We start from the raw sequence: 17,221 nt of genomic DNA, 5'->3' as shown, positions 1-17,221 counted from the left end.
CGCTGCCGTCAGAGACGTCTTGCCGTGGTCGACGTGGCCGATCGTGCCGATGTTCACGTGCGGCTTGTTACGCTCAAACTTGCTCTTTGCCATTGCAGGCTCTCCATTTTATGTGGGCCGTTTGGGGCCCTAATTCTTGTGTGATCGCCCCGGCTTTGGGACCGGGGCGTAGTCTGGTGTCGTAGTCCGATTACTTCTGACCGGAATACTTGGCCTGGATTTCGGTCGCGACGTTCGACGGAACCGGTGCGTAGTGATCGAAGGTCATCGAGTACTGCGCGCGGCCCTGGGACATGGAGCGCAGGTTGTCGACGTACTTGAACATGTTCGCGAGCGGAACGTGAGCGTTGATGACGATGGCGATGCCGCGCTGTTCCTGGCCCTGGATCTGGCCACGACGCGAGTTCAGGTCGCCGATAACGTCGCCGACATAGTCTTCCGGCGTTACGACTTCGACCTTCATCATCGGCTCGAGCAGCTGAGCGCCGGCCTTCTTGGCAGCTTCACGGAAGCAGGCACGCGATGCGATTTCGAAGGCGAGAACCGACGAGTCGACATCGTGGAAGGCGCCGTCGATGAGGGTCGCCTTGACGCCCAGCATCGGGAAGCCAGCGAGCGGACCCGAAGACAGAACGCTTTCGATACCCTTCTGAACGCCCGGGATGTATTCCTTGGGAACAGCACCGCCGACGATCTTGGATTCGAAGACGAAATCTTCGCCATCCGGGTTCGGTTCGAATACGAGCTTGACGCGTGCGAACTGGCCGGTACCACCGGACTGCTTCTTGTGCGTGTAGTCTTCTTCGTGCAGCTTCGTGATGGTTTCGCGGTAGGCAACCTGCGGAGCACCGACGTTGGCTTCAACCTTGAACTCGCGACGCATGCGGTCGACGAGAATGTCGAGGTGAAGTTCGCCCATGCCGGCAATGATCGTCTGGCCGGATTCCTGGTCGGTCTTGACGCGGAACGACGGGTCTTCAGCAGCGAGGCGATTGAGCGCGAGGCCCATCTTTTCCTGGTCGCCCTTGGACTTCGGCTCGATCGCGATCTGAATGACCGGCTCGGGGAATTCCATGCGCTCGAGGATAACCGGCTTCAGCGGATCGCAGAGCGTATCGCCAGTGGTGGTTTCCTTGAGACCGGCGAGAGCAACGATGTCGCCTGCAAAGGCTTCTTCGATGTCTTCACGGCTGTTGGAGTGCATCTGCAGCATACGGCCGACACGCTCGCGCTTGTCCTTGACCGTGTTGATGACAGAAGAACCCTTTTCGAGCTTGCCCGAGTAGATACGGGCGAAGGTCAGCGAACCGACGAAGGGGTCGTTCATGATCTTGAACGCCAGCATCGAGAGCGGCTCGTTGTCGTCAGCGTGACGCTCGATTTCGGCTTCGGTCTTGAAGTCGATGCCCTTGATGGCCGGGATGTCGATCGGCGACGGCAGGTAGTCGACAACGGCGTCGAGCAGCGGCTGTACGCCCTTGTTCTTGAACGCGGTACCGCAGAACATCGGATGGAACTTGACGTCGATCGTGCCGCGGCGAACCAGGGCGCGGATCTTGTCGTTGTCCGGCATGTCGCCGTTCAGGTAAGCTTCCATCGCTTCTTCGTCGATCTCGACAACCGTCTCGATCAGCTTTTCGCGATATTCTTCAGCCTTGTCCTTCAGGTCGGCCGGGATCTCGACAACGTCCCATGCGGCGCCGAGCGATTCGTCGCGCCATACCAGAGCGTTCATCTCGATCAGGTCGACAACGCCCTTGAACTCGGACTCAGCACCGATCGGGAGCTGCATGACAACTGCGGTGGCGCCAAGACGGGTCTTGATCATCTCGACCGAGCGGTAGAAGTCCGCGCCGGTCTTGTCCATCTTGTTGCAGAAGATCATGCGCGGAACGTTGTACTTCTCAGCCTGACGCCAGACGGTTTCCGTCTGCGGCTCTACGCCGGCGTTGGCGTCGAGAAGGGCAACCGCACCGTCGAGCACGCGCAGCGAACGTTCGACTTCGATCGTGAAGTCGACGTGGCCGGGGGTGTCGATGATGTTGAAGCGGCGCATCTTGCCGTCGCGACCCTTCCAGAAGGTCGTGGTGGCAGCAGAGGTGATCGTGATGCCACGCTCCTGCTCCTGCTCCATCCAGTCCATGGTGGCGGCGCCATCATGCACTTCGCCGATCTTGTGCGACTTGCCGGTGTAGTAGAGAATCCGCTCGGTGGTCGTGGTCTTGCCGGCGTCGATATGCGCCATGATACCAAAATTGCGGTAGTCTTCGATTTTATATTCGCGAGCCATACTGACTGCCTTTCGAAATTCGATCGGTTAAGATTACCAGCGGTAGTGCGAGAAGGCGCGGTTGGCGTCGGCCATCTTGTGCGTGTCTTCACGCTTCTTGACGGCGGAACCACGGTTGTTCGAGGCATCCATGAGCTCACCGGACAGGCGGTCGATCATGGTGGTCTCGTTGCGCTTGCGGGCGGCAGTGATCAGCCAGCGGATGGCCAGCGCCTGACGGCGCTCCGGACGAACGTCGACCGGGACCTGGTAGGTCGCACCACCAACGCGGCGCGAGCGTACTTCAACATGCGGCGCGATATTCTCGAGCGCCTGATGGAAGATCGCCAGCGGCTCAGCCTTGGCCTTTGCCTGCACGCTATCGAAGGCACCGTAAACGATGCTTTCGGCAACCGACTTCTTGCCATGAAGCATGATGGCATTCATGAACTTCGTGACGACCAGATCACCGAACTTCGGATCCGGGTTGATCTCACGCTTCTCTGCACTATGACGTCTGGACATACGTTCCGTCTCTCAATGGTTGCGGTGCTTTATCACGCGGAGAACCTCGCGCAGCACCGTATAAAGGTTGATGTTCCGAAGATTACTTCGGACGCTTTGCACCGTACTTCGAACGACGCTGCTTACGGTTCTTGACACCCTGGGTATCGAGAACGCCGCGGATGATGTGGTAACGAACGCCCGGCAAGTCCTTTACGCGGCCGCCACGGATCATGACGACAGAGTGTTCCTGCAGGTTGTGACCTTCACCCGGAATGTAACCGATGACTTCGAAGCCGTTGGTCAGACGGATCTTGGCGACCTTACGCAGAGCCGAGTTCGGCTTCTTCGGCGTCGTGGTGTAGACGCGGGTGCAGACGCCACGCTTCTGCGGGTTTTCCTGCAGAGCCGGGACCTTGTTGCGCTTGACCTGTGCCTGGCGGGGCTTGCGGATCAGCTGGTTTACGGTAGGCATATAACCATCCCTTGCAAAATAATCTCGTGACCCCTTTTGAGGGCCGGTTACGCCGTTTCCGGCCGCGACACACGCATTCCAACATGCACAAAACGTGGCCCCACCCTGTCTCGGAAGGACCACGGAAGGCAGAGGACGCATCTTTAAAAAACGCGTCGTGCGTGCAGCATTCTTGTCTTCAACGTGCGTATGGAAGCCTGTTTGAGGCATTGGCCCGGTACAAGTCGCGCCGGATATGGCAGCCTCACATCTCTTCCGATGCGCGGCGTTTACTGTTTCCGTCCCTGCGCGTCAAGGGCGAAAACGAATTTACCCCCTGCCCGCCCCACGCAAGAGCCTTGTATTCCGGCCTTTATGGGCCATTTGCGGTGAATTGCGACGAGGGCTCGGCAATCGTGGTGGGAATCGCCTGCCAAAGCCGTTAAGAATCGATAAAGACCTGAACGGCACCCGCCGACCGGCGATGCCAACAGCCTTGGAAATGGAAAAACGCATGATCGACACGCCCGACAACGACAACACTCTCGATGAACCGATGGTCTTCATCATCATCGGCAAGGGTTACCAATCGAAGACGAGCGAGGGCACGGAACTCCATATCCTCTTGCGCGCGCCTGACGACGACACCGCGGTGCGCGAAGCGCTCAACGCCCTGTCGGAGGAGGGTTTCCTCGAAGCCGACCTCGACCAGATCGGCGTCATGACCGAGGAACCCGTGGAAGAGCCGCACGCCTCCGCCTACCAGGGCGCGCTTGAGGGGGAAGTGTCGATCATCCGCTTCAGTGAGTGAGCAGATCGCCGTTGATAGTCTCGCGGTGACGATGTCAGACCCACACGCCCACGCAGTCTTGCGTGGGCTTTTTTGTACCATGGCATCCGCTTAAAAGCCCACCCTCCCCGCCGAGCATTAAAACAGCAAAAAGCCGCCCGGATCGCTCCGGGCGGCTTTTTTGTTGTGAACGCTCCAGCCTTATTCAGCCGGCGTGTTTTCCGGGTTCATGTCCTGCAGCATCGGGGTTGCCGAAGCGGCGCCCGAACCCTTCTTGCGCTCCTCGAGGATGAGGTCGTCGCGCGAAGTGGCGATGCGGCGGATCTGCGTCATGGTGCCGCCGGTACCGGCCGGGATGAGGCGGCCGACGATGACGTTTTCCTTCAGACCCTGCAGCGTGTCCATCTTGCCGGCGATTGCAGCTTCCGTGAGAACCTTGGTGGTTTCCTGGAAGGATGCGGCCGAGATGAAGGACGGCGTCTGCAGCGATGCCTTGGTGATACCGAGCAGGACCGGCTCGCCCGAAGCAGGCTTCTTGCCTTCTTCGATCAGCTGATCGTTGGCGTCATCCAGTTCAATGCGGTCGACATTGTCGCCGACGATGTACTGGCTGTCGCCACTGTCGGTGATCTCGACCTTCTGCAGCATCTGGCGAACGATCACCTCGATGTGCTTGTCGTTGATCACAACGCCCTGCAGTCGGTAGACCTCCTGGATTTCGTTGACCAGGTAGGAAGCGAGTGCTTCCACGCCCTTGATCGCCAGGATGTCGTGCGGCGCCGGGTTACCGTCGAGGATGTAGTCACCCTTCTCGATATAGTCGCCTTCCTGAAGGTGGAAGGGCTTGCCCTTCGGGATCAGGTATTCGACCGGCTCGACACCGTCTTCTGCAGGCTCGATCATCACGCGACGCTTGTTCTTGTAATCGCGGCCCAGTCGGATCGTACCATCGATCTCAGCGATGATGGCATGGTCCTTCGGACGACGAGCTTCGAACAGTTCGGCAACACGCGGCAGACCACCGGTAATGTCCTTGGTCTTGGCGCTTTCCATCGGAACACGCGCAAGAACGTCACCCTGGCTGACCTTGCTGCCCGGCTCGACGGAGAGGATCGCCTCGACGTTGAGGAAGAAGCGGGCTTCGCCACCACGTGCCAGCTTCATGATCTGGCCCGAAGCGTCCTTGATGACGATTGCGGGCTTGAGATCGACGCCGCGCGGGGTCGAACGCCAGTCGATGACCTGACGCTTGGTGATGCCGGTGGATTCGTCGGTCGATTCTGAAACGGAGATGCCGTCGACGACATCTTCGAACTGAACCGTACCTTCGACTTCCGTCATCATCGGGCGGGTGTAGGGATCCCACTCTGCCAGACGCTGGCCGCGACGAACCTTGTCGCCGTCATCGACGTGCAGCTTCGAACCGTAGGCGACGCGCTGCGAGGAACGTTCCACGCCGCGTTCGTCCAGGATCGTGACCGCCATGTTACGACCCATGGCGACGAGAACGCCTTCCGAGTTGCGCAGCATGTTGCGGTTCTTGATCTGGATCGTACCTTCGTACGAGGCTTCCAGGAACGAGGAGTCGACAACGTTTGCCGTGCCACCAAGGTGGAACGTACGCATGGTCAGCTGCGTGCCGGGTTCGCCGATGGACTGAGCGGCGATAACGCCGACCGCTTCGCCCATGTTGACCGGCGTACCGCGCGCAAGGTCGCGGCCGTAGCAGACCGAGCACACGCCCGTCTGGACTTCGCAGGTCAGTGCGGAGCGAATGCGGATCGACTGGATGCCAGCCTTCTCGATTTCGATGACATCCGGCTCGAGGATCATCTTGCCGGCATCGACGATCCGCTCACCCGTGACCGGATGATCGATATCGTCAAGCGCGGTACGACCCAGGATACGGGCGCCGAGCGAAGCCACGACCTGACCGGCGTCAACGATGGCGGTCATGGTGAGACCGTTCTCGGTGCCGCAATCGACCATGTTGACGATGCAGTCCTGGGCGACGTCGACGAGACGACGCGTCAGGTAACCGGAGTTCGCCGTCTTCAGCGCGGTATCTGCGAGACCCTTACGGGCGCCGTGAGTCGAGTTGAAGTACTCGTTCACGGTCAGACCTTCCTTGAAGTTCGACGTGATCGGCGTTTCGATGATCTCGCCAGACGGCTTGGCCATCAGTCCGCGCATGCCGCCCAACTGGCGCATCTGGTTCGGTGAACCACGAGCACCCGAGTGCGACATCATGTAAATGGCGTTCATCGGCTTCTGGCGACCGGTCTCCGGATCGAACTCGACGGCCTTAATGCGGGCCATCATGTCTTCCGCGACCTTTTCGGTTGCCTTGCCCCAGGCGTCCACGACCTTGTTGTACTTTTCGCCCTGAGTAATCAGACCGTCATTGTACTGCTGCTCGTATTCCTTGACCAGGGTTTCGGTGTCACCGACGATCTTGGCCTTGGTTTCCGGAATGATCATGTCGTCCTTGCCGAACGAAATGCCGGCGCGGCAGGCATGACGGAAGCCGAGCTGCATGATGCGGTCGCAGAAAATCACCGTGTCCTTCTGACCGCAGTGACGGTAGACCGTGTCGATCATCTTGGAGATGTTCTTCTTGGTCATTTCCTGGTTGCAGGTGTCGAACGGCACCTTGAAGTTCTTCGGCAGAAGTTCGCCGATGATCATGCGGCCAGGCGTCGTCTCATGAATCTGCGAAACCGGCTTGCCTTCCTCGTCGACCGTCTTGAAACGGCCGCGGATCTTGGCATGCAGGGTCACGACCTTGTTCTCCAGAGCATGGAGCAGTTCGCCCATGTCGGAGAAGACCATGCCTTCGCCCGGCTCGTTCTGGTTCATGATCGATAGGTAGTAGAGACCGAGAACCATGTCCTGCGACGGAACGATGATCGGTGCACCGTTGGCCGGGTGCAGGATGTTGTTCGTCGACATCATCAGCACGCGGGCTTCGAGCTGGGCTTCGAGCGACAGCGGCACGTGAACGGCCATCTGGTCACCGTCGAAGTCGGCGTTGAAGGCCGTGCAGACGAGCGGGTGCAGCTGGATGGCCTTGCCTTCGACCAGGATCGGTTCGAAGGCCTGGATGCCCAGGCGGTGCAGCGTCGGCGCGCGGTTGAGAAGCACGGGGTGCTCGCGGATAACCTCGTCGAGAATATCCCAGACTTCCGGCTTTTCCTTTTCAACCAGCTTCTTGGCCTGCTTGACCGTCGAGGAGTAACCCTTGGCGTCGAGGCGGGCGTAGATGAACGGCTTGAACAGTTCGAGCGCCATCTTCTTGGGCAGGCCGCACTGGTGCAGCTTCAGTTCCGGACCGGTCACGATGACCGAACGGCCGGAATAGTCGACGCGCTTGCCGAGAAGGTTCTGGCGGAAGCGGCCCTGCTTGCCCTTGAGCATGTCGGACAGCGACTTCAGCGGACGCTTGTTGGCGCCGGTGATGACGCGGCCGCGGCGGCCGTTGTCGAACAGCGCGTCCACAGATTCCTGCAGCATGCGCTTTTCGTTACGGATAATGATGCCCGGAGCGCGCAGTTCGATCAGGCGCTTCAGACGGTTGTTACGGTTGATGACGCGGCGGTACAGATCGTTGAGGTCGGACGTCGCGAAACGGCCGCCATCGAGCGGAACCAGCGGGCGCAGGTCCGGCGGGATGACGGGAACGACCTTCATGATCATCCATTCCGGGCGGTTGCCGGATTCGATGAAGTTCTCGACGATCTTCAGACGCTTCATCAGCTTCTTCTGCTTCAGATCCGACGTCGTTGCCGCCAGATCCGTGCGCAGTTCGCCGGCCAGCTTGTCGAGGTTCATCGACGCCAGCATTTCGAAGATCGCTTCCGCACCGATCATCGCCGTGAACTGATCTTCACCGAACTCGTCGATGGCGATCATGTATTCTTCTTCCGTCAGAAGCTGATTTTCCTTCAGCGACGTCAGGCCCGGCTCGGTGACGATGTAGTTCTCGAAATAGAGAACGCGCTCGACATCCTTCAGCGTCATGTCGAGCAGGGTCGAGATGCGCGAAGGAAGCGACTTCAGGAACCAGATATGGGCAACCGGAGCAGCGAGCTCGATATGGCCCATGCGCTCGCGGCGAACGCGCGACAGCGTGACTTCGACGCCGCACTTTTCGCAGATGATGCCCTTGTACTTCATGCGCTTGTACTTGCCGCACAGGCACTCATAGTCCTTGATCGGACCAAAGATGCGCGCGCAGAAAAGGCCGTCGCGTTCCGGCTTGAAGGTACGGTAGTTGATGGTTTCCGGCTTCTTGATCTCGCCGTAGGACCACGACAGGATCTTTTCCGGGCTCGCAATCGAGATCCGGATCGAATCAAAGTGCTGTGCCGGCACCTGCGGGTTGAAAAGGTTCATGACCTCTTGGTTCATGCCTGTCTCCTTGATGGGGCGCAAAAGCCCTCAAACGGATTGCGGTATCGGCAAATGCCCGGGATGCCGACCCGAATCCTTAAATGACAATAGACGCCAATTAAGGCGAAACTCCCCTGCCCGACCGGTCGCCCGGACAAGGCCTGGGACTGGCGTGCGCGATTGCTCCCGCACGCCTTCTGTCAAAGACTTATTCGGCCGCGTCCGGCAGCTGACCTTCCGGCTGGGCTTCGAGCTTGGAATTTTCCAGCTCGACCGACAGACCGAGCGAGCGCATTTCCTTGACGAGAACGTTGAAGCTCTCCGGAATGCCCGCTTCGAACGTGTCGTCGCCACGTACGATCGCCTCGTAGACCTTGGTACGGCCTGCCACGTCGTCCGACTTCACGGTCAGCATTTCCTGCAGGGTGTAGGCGGCGCCGTAGGCTTCCAGAGCCCAGACTTCCATTTCCCCGAAGCGCTGGCCACCGAACTGCGCCTTACCACCGAGCGGCTGCTGGGTGACGAGCGAGTACGGACCGATCGAACGCGCGTGGATCTTGTCGTCCACAAGGTGGTTCAGCTTGATCATGTACATGTAGCCGACGGTGACCTTGCGGTCGAACTGCTCGCCGGTACGGCCATCGTAGAGAACCGACTGACCGCTTTCGTGCAGACCGGCCTTCTTCAGCATGGCAGCAACGTCAGGCTCATGCGCACCGTCGAAGACCGGGGTCGCGATGGAGAGGCCACGCTTGGACTGCTCGGCCAGACGAACCAGGGATTCGTCGTCGAAGGTCGAAACCTCGTTATTGGCCTGGCTTTCGTAAGCCTCGGTCAGCTCCTTCTTGAGCTCGGTGATGTCGTTCGACGCCTTGTACTCTTCGAGCATCTGACCGATGCGCTTGCCCATGCCGGCGCAAGCCCATGCCAAGTGCGTCTCGAGGATCTGGCCGACGTTCATGCGCGAAGGCACGCCCAGCGGGTTCAGAACGACGTCGACATGCGTGCCGTCTTCGAGGAACGGCATGTCTTCGACAGGCACGATACGGGACACGACGCCCTTGTTGCCGTGACGGCCGGCCATCTTGTCGCCCGGCTGGATCTTGCGCTTAACAGCCACGAAGACTTTTACCATCTTCATGACGCCCGGAGGCATTTCGTCGCCGCGCTGGACCTTTTCGACCTTGTCCATGAAGCGGTGCTCGAGCAACGACTTCGACTCGTCGTACTGGGCACGCAGAGCCTCGACTTCGCCCTGAACCTTTTCGTCTTCGACCGCGAACATCCACCACTGCGAGCGGGGATATTCGGAGACGATGGCGTTGGTCAGTTCGACGCCCTTCTTGAAGCCCTTGGGACCTGCAACGGACATCTGGCCGCGCAGCATCTCGATCAGACGGCCGTAGACGTTACGGTCGAGGATCGCCTGCTCGTCGTCGCGGTCCTTGGCGAGGCGTTCGATTTCCTCGCGCTCGATCGCCATCGCACGTTCGTCCTTTTCAACGCCGTGGCGGTTGAAGACACGAACTTCGACGATGGTGCCAAACGTGCCCGGAGGCATGCGCATGGAGGTGTCGCGAACGTCGGACGCCTTTTCACCGAAGATGGCGCGCAGAAGCTTTTCTTCCGGCGTCATCGGGCTTTCGCCCTTCGGCGTGATCTTGCCGACGAGGATGTCGCCCGGAGCAACTTCCGCACCGATATAGACGATGCCGGCTTCGTCGAGGTTCTTCAGCGCTTCTTCCGAAACGTTCGGAATGTCGCGCGTGATTTCTTCCGGACCAAGCTTGGTGTCACGTGCCATCACTTCGAATTCCTCGATGTGGATGGAGGTGAACACGTCGTCCGACACGATACGCTCGGAGAGCAGGATCGAGTCTTCGTAGTTGTAGCCGTTCCAAGGCATGAACGCGACGAGCGCGTTGCGGCCGAGCGCCAGGTCACCCAGGTCCGTCGACGGACCGTCGGCAATGATGTCGCCCTTGTTCAGAACGTCGCCGACGGCGACCAGCGGACGCTGGTTGACGCAGGTGTTCTGGTTTGAACGCTGGAACTTCATCAGGCGGTAAATGTCGACGCCGGACTTGCCGGCTTCGAGATCTTCCGTGGCGCGGATAACGATACGCGTCGCGTCAACCTGGTCGACCACACCGCCACGACGGGCAGCGATGGCAGCACCGGAGTCACGGGCAACGACCGGTTCCATGCCGGTACCAACGAACGGCGCTTCGGCGCGCACCAGCGGCACGGCCTGACGCTGCATGTTCGAGCCCATCAGAGCGCGGTTGGCGTCGTCGTTTTCGAGGAACGGAATGAGAGCCGCAGCGACCGAAACCAGCTGTTTGGGCGAAACGTCCATCAGGTTGATGGTGTCGCGCGGGGACAGCATGACTTCGCCGGCATGACGGCAGACAACGAACTCTTCGACGAACACGCCGTCCGAGGTCAGCTCGGAGTTGGCCTGAGCGACGTAGTACTTCGCCTCTTCCATGGCCGAAAGATAGACGACGTCCTTCGTCACCTTGCCGTCAACGATCTTGCGGTACGGGCTTTCGATGAAGCCGTACTTGTTGACGCGGGCAAAGGTGGCCAGCGAGTTGATCAGACCGATGTTCGGGCCTTCCGGCGTCTCGATCGGGCAGATACGGCCGTAATGGGTCGGGTGAACGTCGCGGACTTCGAAGCCTGCGCGCTCGCGGGTCAGACCACCCGGGCCAAGAGCCGAAAGACGGCGCTTGTGGGTGATTTCCGAAAGCGGGTTCACCTGGTCCATGAACTGCGACAGCTGCGAGGAGCCGAAGAATTCGCGAACGGCAGCAGCAGCCGGCTTGGCGTTGATCAGGTCCTGCGGCATGACGGTGTCGATCTCGATCGACGACATGCGTTCCTTGATCGCACGCTCCATGCGCAGAAGGCCGAGGCGGTACTGGTTTTCCATCAGTTCGCCGACAGAACGAACACGGCGGTTGCCGAGGTTGTCGATGTCGTCGATCTCGCCCTTGCCGTCACGCAGTTCGACCAGCATCTTGACCACGGCCAGGATGTCGTCCTTGCGCAGCGTGCGCACAGTGTCTTCGACCTGCAAGTCGAGACGCATGTTCATCTTGACGCGGCCGACGGCGGAGAGGTCGTAACGCTCCGCATCGAAGAACAGCGAGTTGAACATGGCTTCGGCCGATTCCATGGTCGGCGGTTCGCCCGGACGCATGACGCGGTAGATGTCGAACAGAGCGTCCTGACGGTTCTCGTTCTTGTCGACAGCGATCGTGTTGCGGATATAGGCGCCGACATTGATATGGTCGATGCCGAGGACCGGGATCTCGTCGAAACCGTTCTTCAGGATGATGCCTAGGCTCTTCTCGTCGATTTCGTCGCCGGCTTCGAGATAGATCTCGCCGGTTTCGTAGTTGACGATGTCTTCTGCGAGATAGTTGCCGTAGAGGTCGTCATTGGTGGCCTTGAGAGCCTTCAGGCCCTTTTCGGTCAACTGACGCAGCAGACGCGGGGTGAGCTTCTTGCCACCTTCGACAACGACTTCGCCGGTATCGGCGTCGATCATGTCGGACAGCGCCTTGGCGCCCTTCAGCGTTTCGGCATTGAAGGGAATACGCCAGCCGTCGCCGTCGCGCTCGTAGTTCGACTTCGAGTAGAAGGTCGACAGGATGTCTTCGCCGTCCATGCCGAGTGCCATCAGCAGCGAGGAGACCGGAATCTTGCGGCGGCGGTCGATACGGGCGTAGACGATGTCCTTCGCGTCGAATTCGATATCGAGCCAGGAACCGCGATACGGAATGACGCGGGCAGCAAAGAGCAGCTTGCCGGATGAGTGGCTCTTGCCCTTGTCGTGGTCGAAGAAGACGCCCGGCGAACGGTGCATCTGCGACACGATCACGCGCTCGGTGCCGTTGACGATGAACGTACCGTTATTGGTCATGAGCGGCATGTCGCCCATGTAAACCGACTGTTCCTTGATGTCCTTGATGGACTTCGCGCCGGTATCCTCGTCGATATCGAACACGATGAGACGCAGCGTCACCTTGAGCGGTGCCGCATAGGTCAGGTCGCGCTGACGGCATTCATCGACGTCGAACTTCGGCGGCTCGAATTCGTAGGACACGAATTCGAGCATCGAGGCACCGGAAAAGTCGGTGATCGGGAAGACCGAGCGGAAAACCGCCTGCAGCCCCTCGTCGGGGCGCCCGCCTTGCGGCTCGTCTACCATCAGGAACTGGTCGTAGGATGCCTTCTGAACCTCGATAAGGTTCGGCATCTGTGTCACTTCAGGGATTTTTCCGAAAAACTTGCGTACGCGCCTGCGACCATTGAACGAAAGGGTCTGAGCCATCGTCGCTCCTTCAAAATTGCATCCGGGCCTGCAACGGACGGGAACCGCTGGCCAGTCGATCCCGTCGAACATGGGTAGTCTCAATCTCGTTTCTCGTTTTCAGCCGCAGGCCGGATTGCCTGTCGCCTGAAAAGGAAACCATCCTTTTGAGAACCCATTACCCAGGAACCGTTTTTGCGGTTCCTGGGTAATAAGTTCGTCGAGAAACGGGAGGGAAAGGTGAACCTTTCCCTCCGCATTCCGATGTTACTTAACGTCGACCTTGGCGCCGGCGTCCTCAAGCTTCTTCTTGAGGTCAGCGGCTTCAGCCTTCGAAACGGCTTCCTTAACCGGCTTCGGAGCGCCTTCGACGAGGTCCTTGGCTTCCTTGAGGCCGAGGCCGGTGATGCCGCGAACTTCCTTGATGACGTTGATCTTGTTGGCGCCAGCGTCAACCAGGATAACGTCGAACTCGGTCTTTTCTTCTTCAGCAGCAGCCGGAGCGGCACCGCCAGCAGCAGCAACAGCTACCGGAGCAGCGGCAGAAACGCCCCACTTTTCTTCGAGCATCTTGGAAAGTTCGGCAGCTTCCAGAACGGTCAGAGCCGAGAGGTCTTCTACGATCTTTGCGAGATCAGCCATTTTCATAGTTCCTTATATAGGTTCGAACTTGGTTTTGAACAGCGAAAAACCGCCTTAAGCGGCTTCGTCCTTCTTTGCGTAGGCCGCGAACACGCGGGCAAGCTGGCTTGCCGGTGCTGCAACAACCCCTGCGATGCGGGTAGCCGGCGTCTGGATCATGCCCAGAAGCTTTGCACGCAGCTCGTCGAGCGAAGGCAGGGTCGCAAGCGACTTGACTGCTTCTGCGTCGAGCGTCGTGGAACCCATGGCGCCGCCCAGAACAACGACCTTGTCGTTGGTCTTGGCGAAATCCATGACGACCTTCGGTGCCGTGATCGGATCATTGCTATATGCGATAAGCGTCTGACCCTTGAAGAGATCCGTGATCCCTTCCGACTCCGTACCCTGAAGAGCGATCTTGGCCAGGCGGTTCTTCGCGACTTTGACGGTGCCGCCAGCAGCGCGCATTTTCGAACGGAAGTCGTTCATCTGCGCAACTGTGACACCAGCATAGTGGGCCACGACAACCGAACCGGAAGCCTTGAAGACTTCGTTCAGCTCCGTGACGAATTCGCGTTTTTCCGCTCTTTCCACTGTCTGTCTCCAGTTGACGGGACCGCAATCCTGCAGGCCCCATCGGTTTGCCTTTGCCGAACAAGACCTCCGAAAAGGTCCGATGCGGCGTTGAGGATCCTGCCCCCCGGCTCTACAGCGAACTGCAGGCACAAGGCATTCCAGGCTCGAACCAACACTTAAGGGGATGCATCACGCATCTCAAAAACCTTGGGTCTTACCAGTCTCATGCAGGTCATACGATTAAGGTTTCGACCCGAAGGCCTCGACCACCCACAATCTCGGACAGGAGTTCCGGATCTCTCCGGAAATCTCCGGCCTCTTGCGAGACCGGAAATCAGTGCGGCCGGACCATAAGGTCCGGCAAACTTGATCAGGCCAGGACCGTCGAAGGCTCGACGCGCACGCCCGGACCCATGGTCGAGGAGAGTGCGACGCGCTTGACGTAGTTGCCCTTGGCGCCAGCCGGCTTGGCCTTGACGACCGCATCGGCGAAAGCCTTGATGTTTTCTTCCAGAGCCTTGGCGTCGAAGGAAGCCTTGCCGATGCCGGCATGGACGATACCAGCCTTCTCGACGCGGAACTCGACTGCACCGCCCTTGGATGCCTTGACGGCGCCGGTGACGTCCATGGTGACGGTACCGACCTTCGGGTTCGGCATCATGCCACGCGGGCCGAGTACCTTACCGAGGCGACCGACGAGCGGCATCATGTCAGGGGTAGCGATGCAACGATCGAAGTCGATCTTGCCGCCCTGGACGATTTCCAGCAGGTCTTCTGCACCAACGATGTCTGCGCCAGCGGCCTTGGCTTCGTCAGCCTTGGCACCACGTGCGAAGACGGCAACGCGAACGTCGCGGCCGGTGCCGTTCGGCAGGTTGACGACGCCGCGGACCATCTGGTCTGCGTGGCGCGGGTCAACGCCGAGGTTCATCGAGATTTCGATGGTTTCGTCGAACTTGGCGACGGCACGTTCCTTGACAGCCGAAACGGCGTCGGAGAGTGCGATCAGCTTGGTCGGATCGATGCCTTCGCGGATCTTCTGGAGACGCTTTGCAACTTTTGCCATGTTACGCCACCACTTCCAGGCCCATGGAGCGGGCAGAGCCCTCGACCATCAGCATTGCGCCTTCGATATCGGCTGCGTTGAGATCCTTCATCTTACCTTCGGCGATCGCACGGACCTGAGCCTTGGTGATGGTGCCGGCCTTGCCGCCCTTGCCGGGCGTCTTGGAACCGGAGGTGATCTTCGCTTCCTTCTTCAGCCAGTAGGTAACCGGCGGCTGCTTCATTGCGAAGGTGAAGGACTTGTCCTGGTAATAGGTGATGACGACCGGGATCGGCATACCCTTTTCCATTTCCTGCGTGGCGGCGTTGAACGCCTTGCAGAATTCCATGATGTTGATGCCGCGCTGACCAAGCGCCGGGCCGATCGGCGGGGACGGGTTTGCCGATCCTGCCTTGACCTGAAGCTTGAGCTGGCCTGCTACTTTCTTAGCCATTTCTCTGCCTTTCGTTATGGACCGGAGACCGGTCCGATATGCCGACCCGAAAGATCGGCGGCTGCGGTTGCGTGGTGCGGTCGGAACGTCCGGCTAAGACGCCTCCCCTCCCACGCGGTTGCGGCAAAAGCCGCTTAAGGCCGATCACCGCAAGGCGATCGACCCCAATTCAGAAACGTGTCAGACCTTCTCGACCTGAGCGTATTCGAGCTCCACCGGAGTGGCGCGACCGAAGATCGAAACCTCGACCTTGAGGCGCGAACGCTCTTCATCGACATCCTGGACCACACCGTTGAACGATGCGAACGGACCGTCGGAAACGCGAACCTGCTCGCCGATCTCGTAGGAGATCGAAGACTTCGGACGCTCGACACCTTCCTGGACTTGGCCCAGAATGCGGTCGGCTTCGAAGTCCGGGATCGGAACCGGCTTGTTGTCGGAACCGAGGAAGCCCGTAACCTTGGGCGTATTCTTGATCAGGTGGTAAGCCTCGTCCGTCAGGTTCGCACGAACCAGAACGTAGCCGGGGAAGAACTTGCGCTCGCTGTCGACCTTGCGGCCGCGACGCACTTCCGTCACCTTTTCGGTCGGCACAAGGATCTTTTCGAACAGGTGCTCAAGCCCTTTCTGGCGAGCCTTGTTCTCGATGTCCTCTGCAACCTTCTTTTCAAAATTCGAATATGCGTGGACGATGTACCAACGTGCCGCCATCTTCATCACCACCCAATCAAGCGCCGAAATTCATAACGAAGCCAAGAATCCAGCCGATCAGCTGGTCTGCGGCAAAAAAGAACAGGGCTGCAACGACAACCATGACCAGAACCATGGCCGTCGAGATCATCGTTTCGCGACGCGACGGCCAAGTGACCTTCTTCGTCTCGGTGCGCACCTGCTTCAGGAACGTAATCGGGTTGGTTTTGGATGCCATAACTGTCCACGCAATTACGGCGCGTAAAGCTGATCTTATTCAGCCCCACGCACCGCGTGTCTGTCTTTACCCTACATAGACACCGATTTCAGCTTTCACAAGAGAAATCGATATCCGATGATGCCGGATAACCGGCGAACCAACTTTCCTGGACGACCCTGCTGCGAGTGAACCGCGCATATCGCTCTTTGGAAAATGGCAGGGGCGGCCGGGCTCGAACCGACGACCTGCGGTTTTGGAGACCGCCGCTCTACCAACTGAGCTACACCCCTAAACCCTCTTTCGGACCCGCGCCGAAGCGCTGTCCGTCAAGGACGTGTGCGCTCTTTAAGGGGATGCGCTGACCTTGGCAAGTGGGTTTCTGCACCAGATGCGACAGTTTTATGGATGAACGGTGGAAAGCTGGTCTGGCCTGCGGATTTTCGGCCCTACCCACCCGCAGAATGCGTGCGGTTTCTCAAGGCCCCGGGCGCATTCTCAAATATGTCGCGCGTTCCCAGTCGCGTGCCGCTGATCCTCTTCGACTGCATCAAGCTGACACAGCGCCGTCCGGCGCAGTATCTGGGCACGTCCTCGCAGCCGAGCCTCTTGCAGGCGGGTCGCTTCGGGCGGAGAGCCTGCGCCGACGGCAAGAGACTCATGAACACGACTGAAACGCTGACCTAGTACCGAAATACCGAATCGCGCGCGCCCTGCCCCACCAAACGATCGCCAAACAAAAAAGGCCCCGCTGTCGCCAGCGGGGCCTTTTCATTCAATCCAATAGTCGCTTACTCGATGATCGAGGCAACGATGCCGGCGCCGACGGTACGGCCGCCTTCGCGGATCGCGAAGCGCAGCTTTTCTTCCATCGCGATCGGAACG

14 protein-coding genes, 1 tRNA gene and 1 pseudogene are annotated in these 17,221 nt (G+C 59.4%); 2 read left to right on the top strand and 14 right to left on the bottom strand.

Annotated features, from left to right (window positions below):
• The 4 genes from ACQKKX_RS20495 to rpsL all read right to left on the bottom strand — a co-directional run.
• The coding region (locus tag ACQKKX_RS20495) for a GTP-binding protein (RefSeq protein ID WP_018010120.1) at positions 1-93 on the bottom strand (93 nt) is incomplete at its 3' end.
• A gap of 97 nt (positions 94-190) precedes the next feature.
• Positions 191-2,290, bottom strand: coding sequence for an elongation factor G (fusA, locus tag ACQKKX_RS20490; RefSeq protein WP_427573484.1), 2,100 nt, complete (start codon positions 2,288-2,290; stop codon positions 191-193).
• 33 nt (positions 2,291-2,323) lie between these two features.
• Positions 2,324-2,794, bottom strand: a complete 471-nt coding sequence (gene rpsG / locus ACQKKX_RS20485; RefSeq protein WP_112733079.1) for a 30S ribosomal protein S7 — start codon at positions 2,792-2,794, stop codon at positions 2,324-2,326.
• A gap of 82 nt (positions 2,795-2,876) precedes the next feature.
• Complete coding sequence (gene rpsL / locus ACQKKX_RS20480) at positions 2,877-3,248, bottom strand: 30S ribosomal protein S12 (RefSeq protein ID WP_003507760.1); 372 nt, start codon at positions 3,246-3,248, stop codon at positions 2,877-2,879.
• A 493-nt stretch (positions 3,249-3,741) separates the two neighbouring features.
• On the opposite strand from rpsL, the gene ACQKKX_RS20475 reads away from it, so the two are divergent.
• Entirely contained in the window at positions 3,742-4,038 is a 297-nt protein-coding gene (locus tag ACQKKX_RS20475) for a transcriptional regulator (RefSeq protein WP_427573480.1), read from the top strand.
• A gap of 180 nt (positions 4,039-4,218) precedes the next feature.
• Here ACQKKX_RS20475 and rpoC read toward each other — a convergent pair whose 3' ends face one another.
• The 9 genes from rpoC to ACQKKX_RS20430 all read right to left on the bottom strand — a co-directional run bounded on the left by rpoC (position 4,219) and on the right by ACQKKX_RS20430 (position 16,629).
• Positions 4,219-8,427, bottom strand: a complete 4,209-nt coding sequence (rpoC, locus tag ACQKKX_RS20470) for a DNA-directed RNA polymerase subunit beta' (RefSeq protein ID WP_427573477.1) — start codon at positions 8,425-8,427, stop codon at positions 4,219-4,221.
• Between the two features lie 190 nt (positions 8,428-8,617).
• The gene (gene rpoB / locus ACQKKX_RS20465) at positions 8,618-12,754 is read right to left on the bottom strand and encodes a DNA-directed RNA polymerase subunit beta (RefSeq protein WP_427573475.1); all 4,137 of its coding nucleotides are present in this window, start codon (positions 12,752-12,754) and stop codon (positions 8,618-8,620) included.
• Positions 12,755-13,000: 246 nt separating this feature from the next.
• The gene (rplL, locus tag ACQKKX_RS20460) at positions 13,001-13,375 is read right to left on the bottom strand and encodes a 50S ribosomal protein L7/L12 (RefSeq protein WP_427573473.1); all 375 of its coding nucleotides are present in this window, start codon (positions 13,373-13,375) and stop codon (positions 13,001-13,003) included.
• A gap of 54 nt (positions 13,376-13,429) precedes the next feature.
• On the bottom strand, positions 13,430-13,948 hold the full coding sequence (gene rplJ, locus ACQKKX_RS20455) for a 50S ribosomal protein L10 (protein WP_427573470.1): 519 nt from the start codon (positions 13,946-13,948) through the stop codon (positions 13,430-13,432).
• Between the two features lie 352 nt (positions 13,949-14,300).
• Positions 14,301-14,996 carry a 50S ribosomal protein L1 gene (rplA, locus tag ACQKKX_RS20450; protein WP_427573467.1) on the bottom strand — a complete coding sequence of 232 codons (696 nt, stop codon included), beginning with the start codon at positions 14,994-14,996 and terminating at the stop codon, positions 14,301-14,303.
• Between the two features lies 1 nt (position 14,997).
• Complete coding sequence (gene rplK, locus ACQKKX_RS20445; RefSeq protein WP_112730803.1) at positions 14,998-15,429, bottom strand: 50S ribosomal protein L11; 432 nt, start codon at positions 15,427-15,429, stop codon at positions 14,998-15,000.
• A gap of 180 nt (positions 15,430-15,609) precedes the next feature.
• The gene (gene nusG, locus ACQKKX_RS20440) at positions 15,610-16,140 is read right to left on the bottom strand and encodes a transcription termination/antitermination protein NusG (RefSeq protein ID WP_112730811.1); all 531 of its coding nucleotides are present in this window, start codon (positions 16,138-16,140) and stop codon (positions 15,610-15,612) included.
• Between the two features lie 16 nt (positions 16,141-16,156).
• Positions 16,157-16,357, bottom strand: coding sequence for a preprotein translocase subunit SecE (gene secE, locus ACQKKX_RS20435; protein WP_427573463.1), 201 nt, complete (start codon positions 16,355-16,357; stop codon positions 16,157-16,159).
• A gap of 196 nt (positions 16,358-16,553) precedes the next feature.
• A tRNA-Trp gene (locus ACQKKX_RS20430) sits at positions 16,554-16,629 on the bottom strand.
• 211 nt (positions 16,630-16,840) lie between these two features.
• On the opposite strand from ACQKKX_RS20430, the gene ACQKKX_RS20425 reads away from it, so the two are divergent.
• Complete coding sequence (locus tag ACQKKX_RS20425; RefSeq protein WP_427573461.1) at positions 16,841-17,023, top strand: hypothetical protein; 183 nt, start codon at positions 16,841-16,843, stop codon at positions 17,021-17,023.
• Between the two features lie 104 nt (positions 17,024-17,127).
• Here ACQKKX_RS20425 and ACQKKX_RS20420 read toward each other — a convergent pair.
• Positions 17,128-17,221: pseudogene (locus ACQKKX_RS20420) on the bottom strand (elongation factor Tu); the annotation flags it as partial.

This window comes from Neorhizobium sp. NPDC001467 (genome assembly GCF_050275975.1).
GTDB lineage: Bacteria > Pseudomonadota > Alphaproteobacteria > Rhizobiales > Rhizobiaceae > Neorhizobium.
This window is presented reverse-complemented; position numbering and strand designations above follow the sequence as displayed.

What these genes read in the sequence shown, in the direction of transcription:
- fusA (WP_427573484.1), bottom strand. Translation starts at nt 2,290, where the DNA reads ATGGCTCGCGAATATAAAATCGAAGACTACCGCAATTTTGGTATCATG.
- rpsG (WP_112733079.1), bottom strand. Translation starts at nt 2,794, where the DNA reads ATGTCCAGACGTCATAGTGCAGAGAAGCGTGAGATCAACCCGGATCCG.
- rpsL (WP_003507760.1), bottom strand. Translation starts at nt 3,248, where the DNA reads ATGCCTACCGTAAACCAGCTGATCCGCAAGCCCCGCCAGGCACAGGTC.
- ACQKKX_RS20475 (WP_427573480.1), top strand. Translation starts at nt 3,742, where the DNA reads ATGATCGACACGCCCGACAACGACAACACTCTCGATGAACCGATGGTC.
- rpoC (WP_427573477.1), bottom strand. Translation starts at nt 8,427, where the DNA reads ATGAACCAAGAGGTCATGAACCTTTTCAACCCGCAGGTGCCGGCACAG.
- rpoB (WP_427573475.1), bottom strand. Translation starts at nt 12,754, where the DNA reads ATGGCTCAGACCCTTTCGTTCAATGGTCGCAGGCGCGTACGCAAGTTT.
- rplL (WP_427573473.1), bottom strand. Translation starts at nt 13,375, where the DNA reads ATGGCTGATCTCGCAAAGATCGTAGAAGACCTCTCGGCTCTGACCGTT.
- rplA (WP_427573467.1), bottom strand. Translation starts at nt 14,996, where the DNA reads ATGGCAAAAGTTGCAAAGCGTCTCCAGAAGATCCGCGAAGGCATCGAT.
- rplK (WP_112730803.1), bottom strand. Translation starts at nt 15,429, where the DNA reads ATGGCTAAGAAAGTAGCAGGCCAGCTCAAGCTTCAGGTCAAGGCAGGA.
- nusG (WP_112730811.1), bottom strand. Translation starts at nt 16,140, where the DNA reads ATGGCGGCACGTTGGTACATCGTCCACGCATATTCGAATTTTGAAAAG.
- secE (WP_427573463.1), bottom strand. Translation starts at nt 16,357, where the DNA reads ATGGCATCCAAAACCAACCCGATTACGTTCCTGAAGCAGGTGCGCACC.
- ACQKKX_RS20425 (WP_427573461.1), top strand. Translation starts at nt 16,841, where the DNA reads ATGTCGCGCGTTCCCAGTCGCGTGCCGCTGATCCTCTTCGACTGCATC.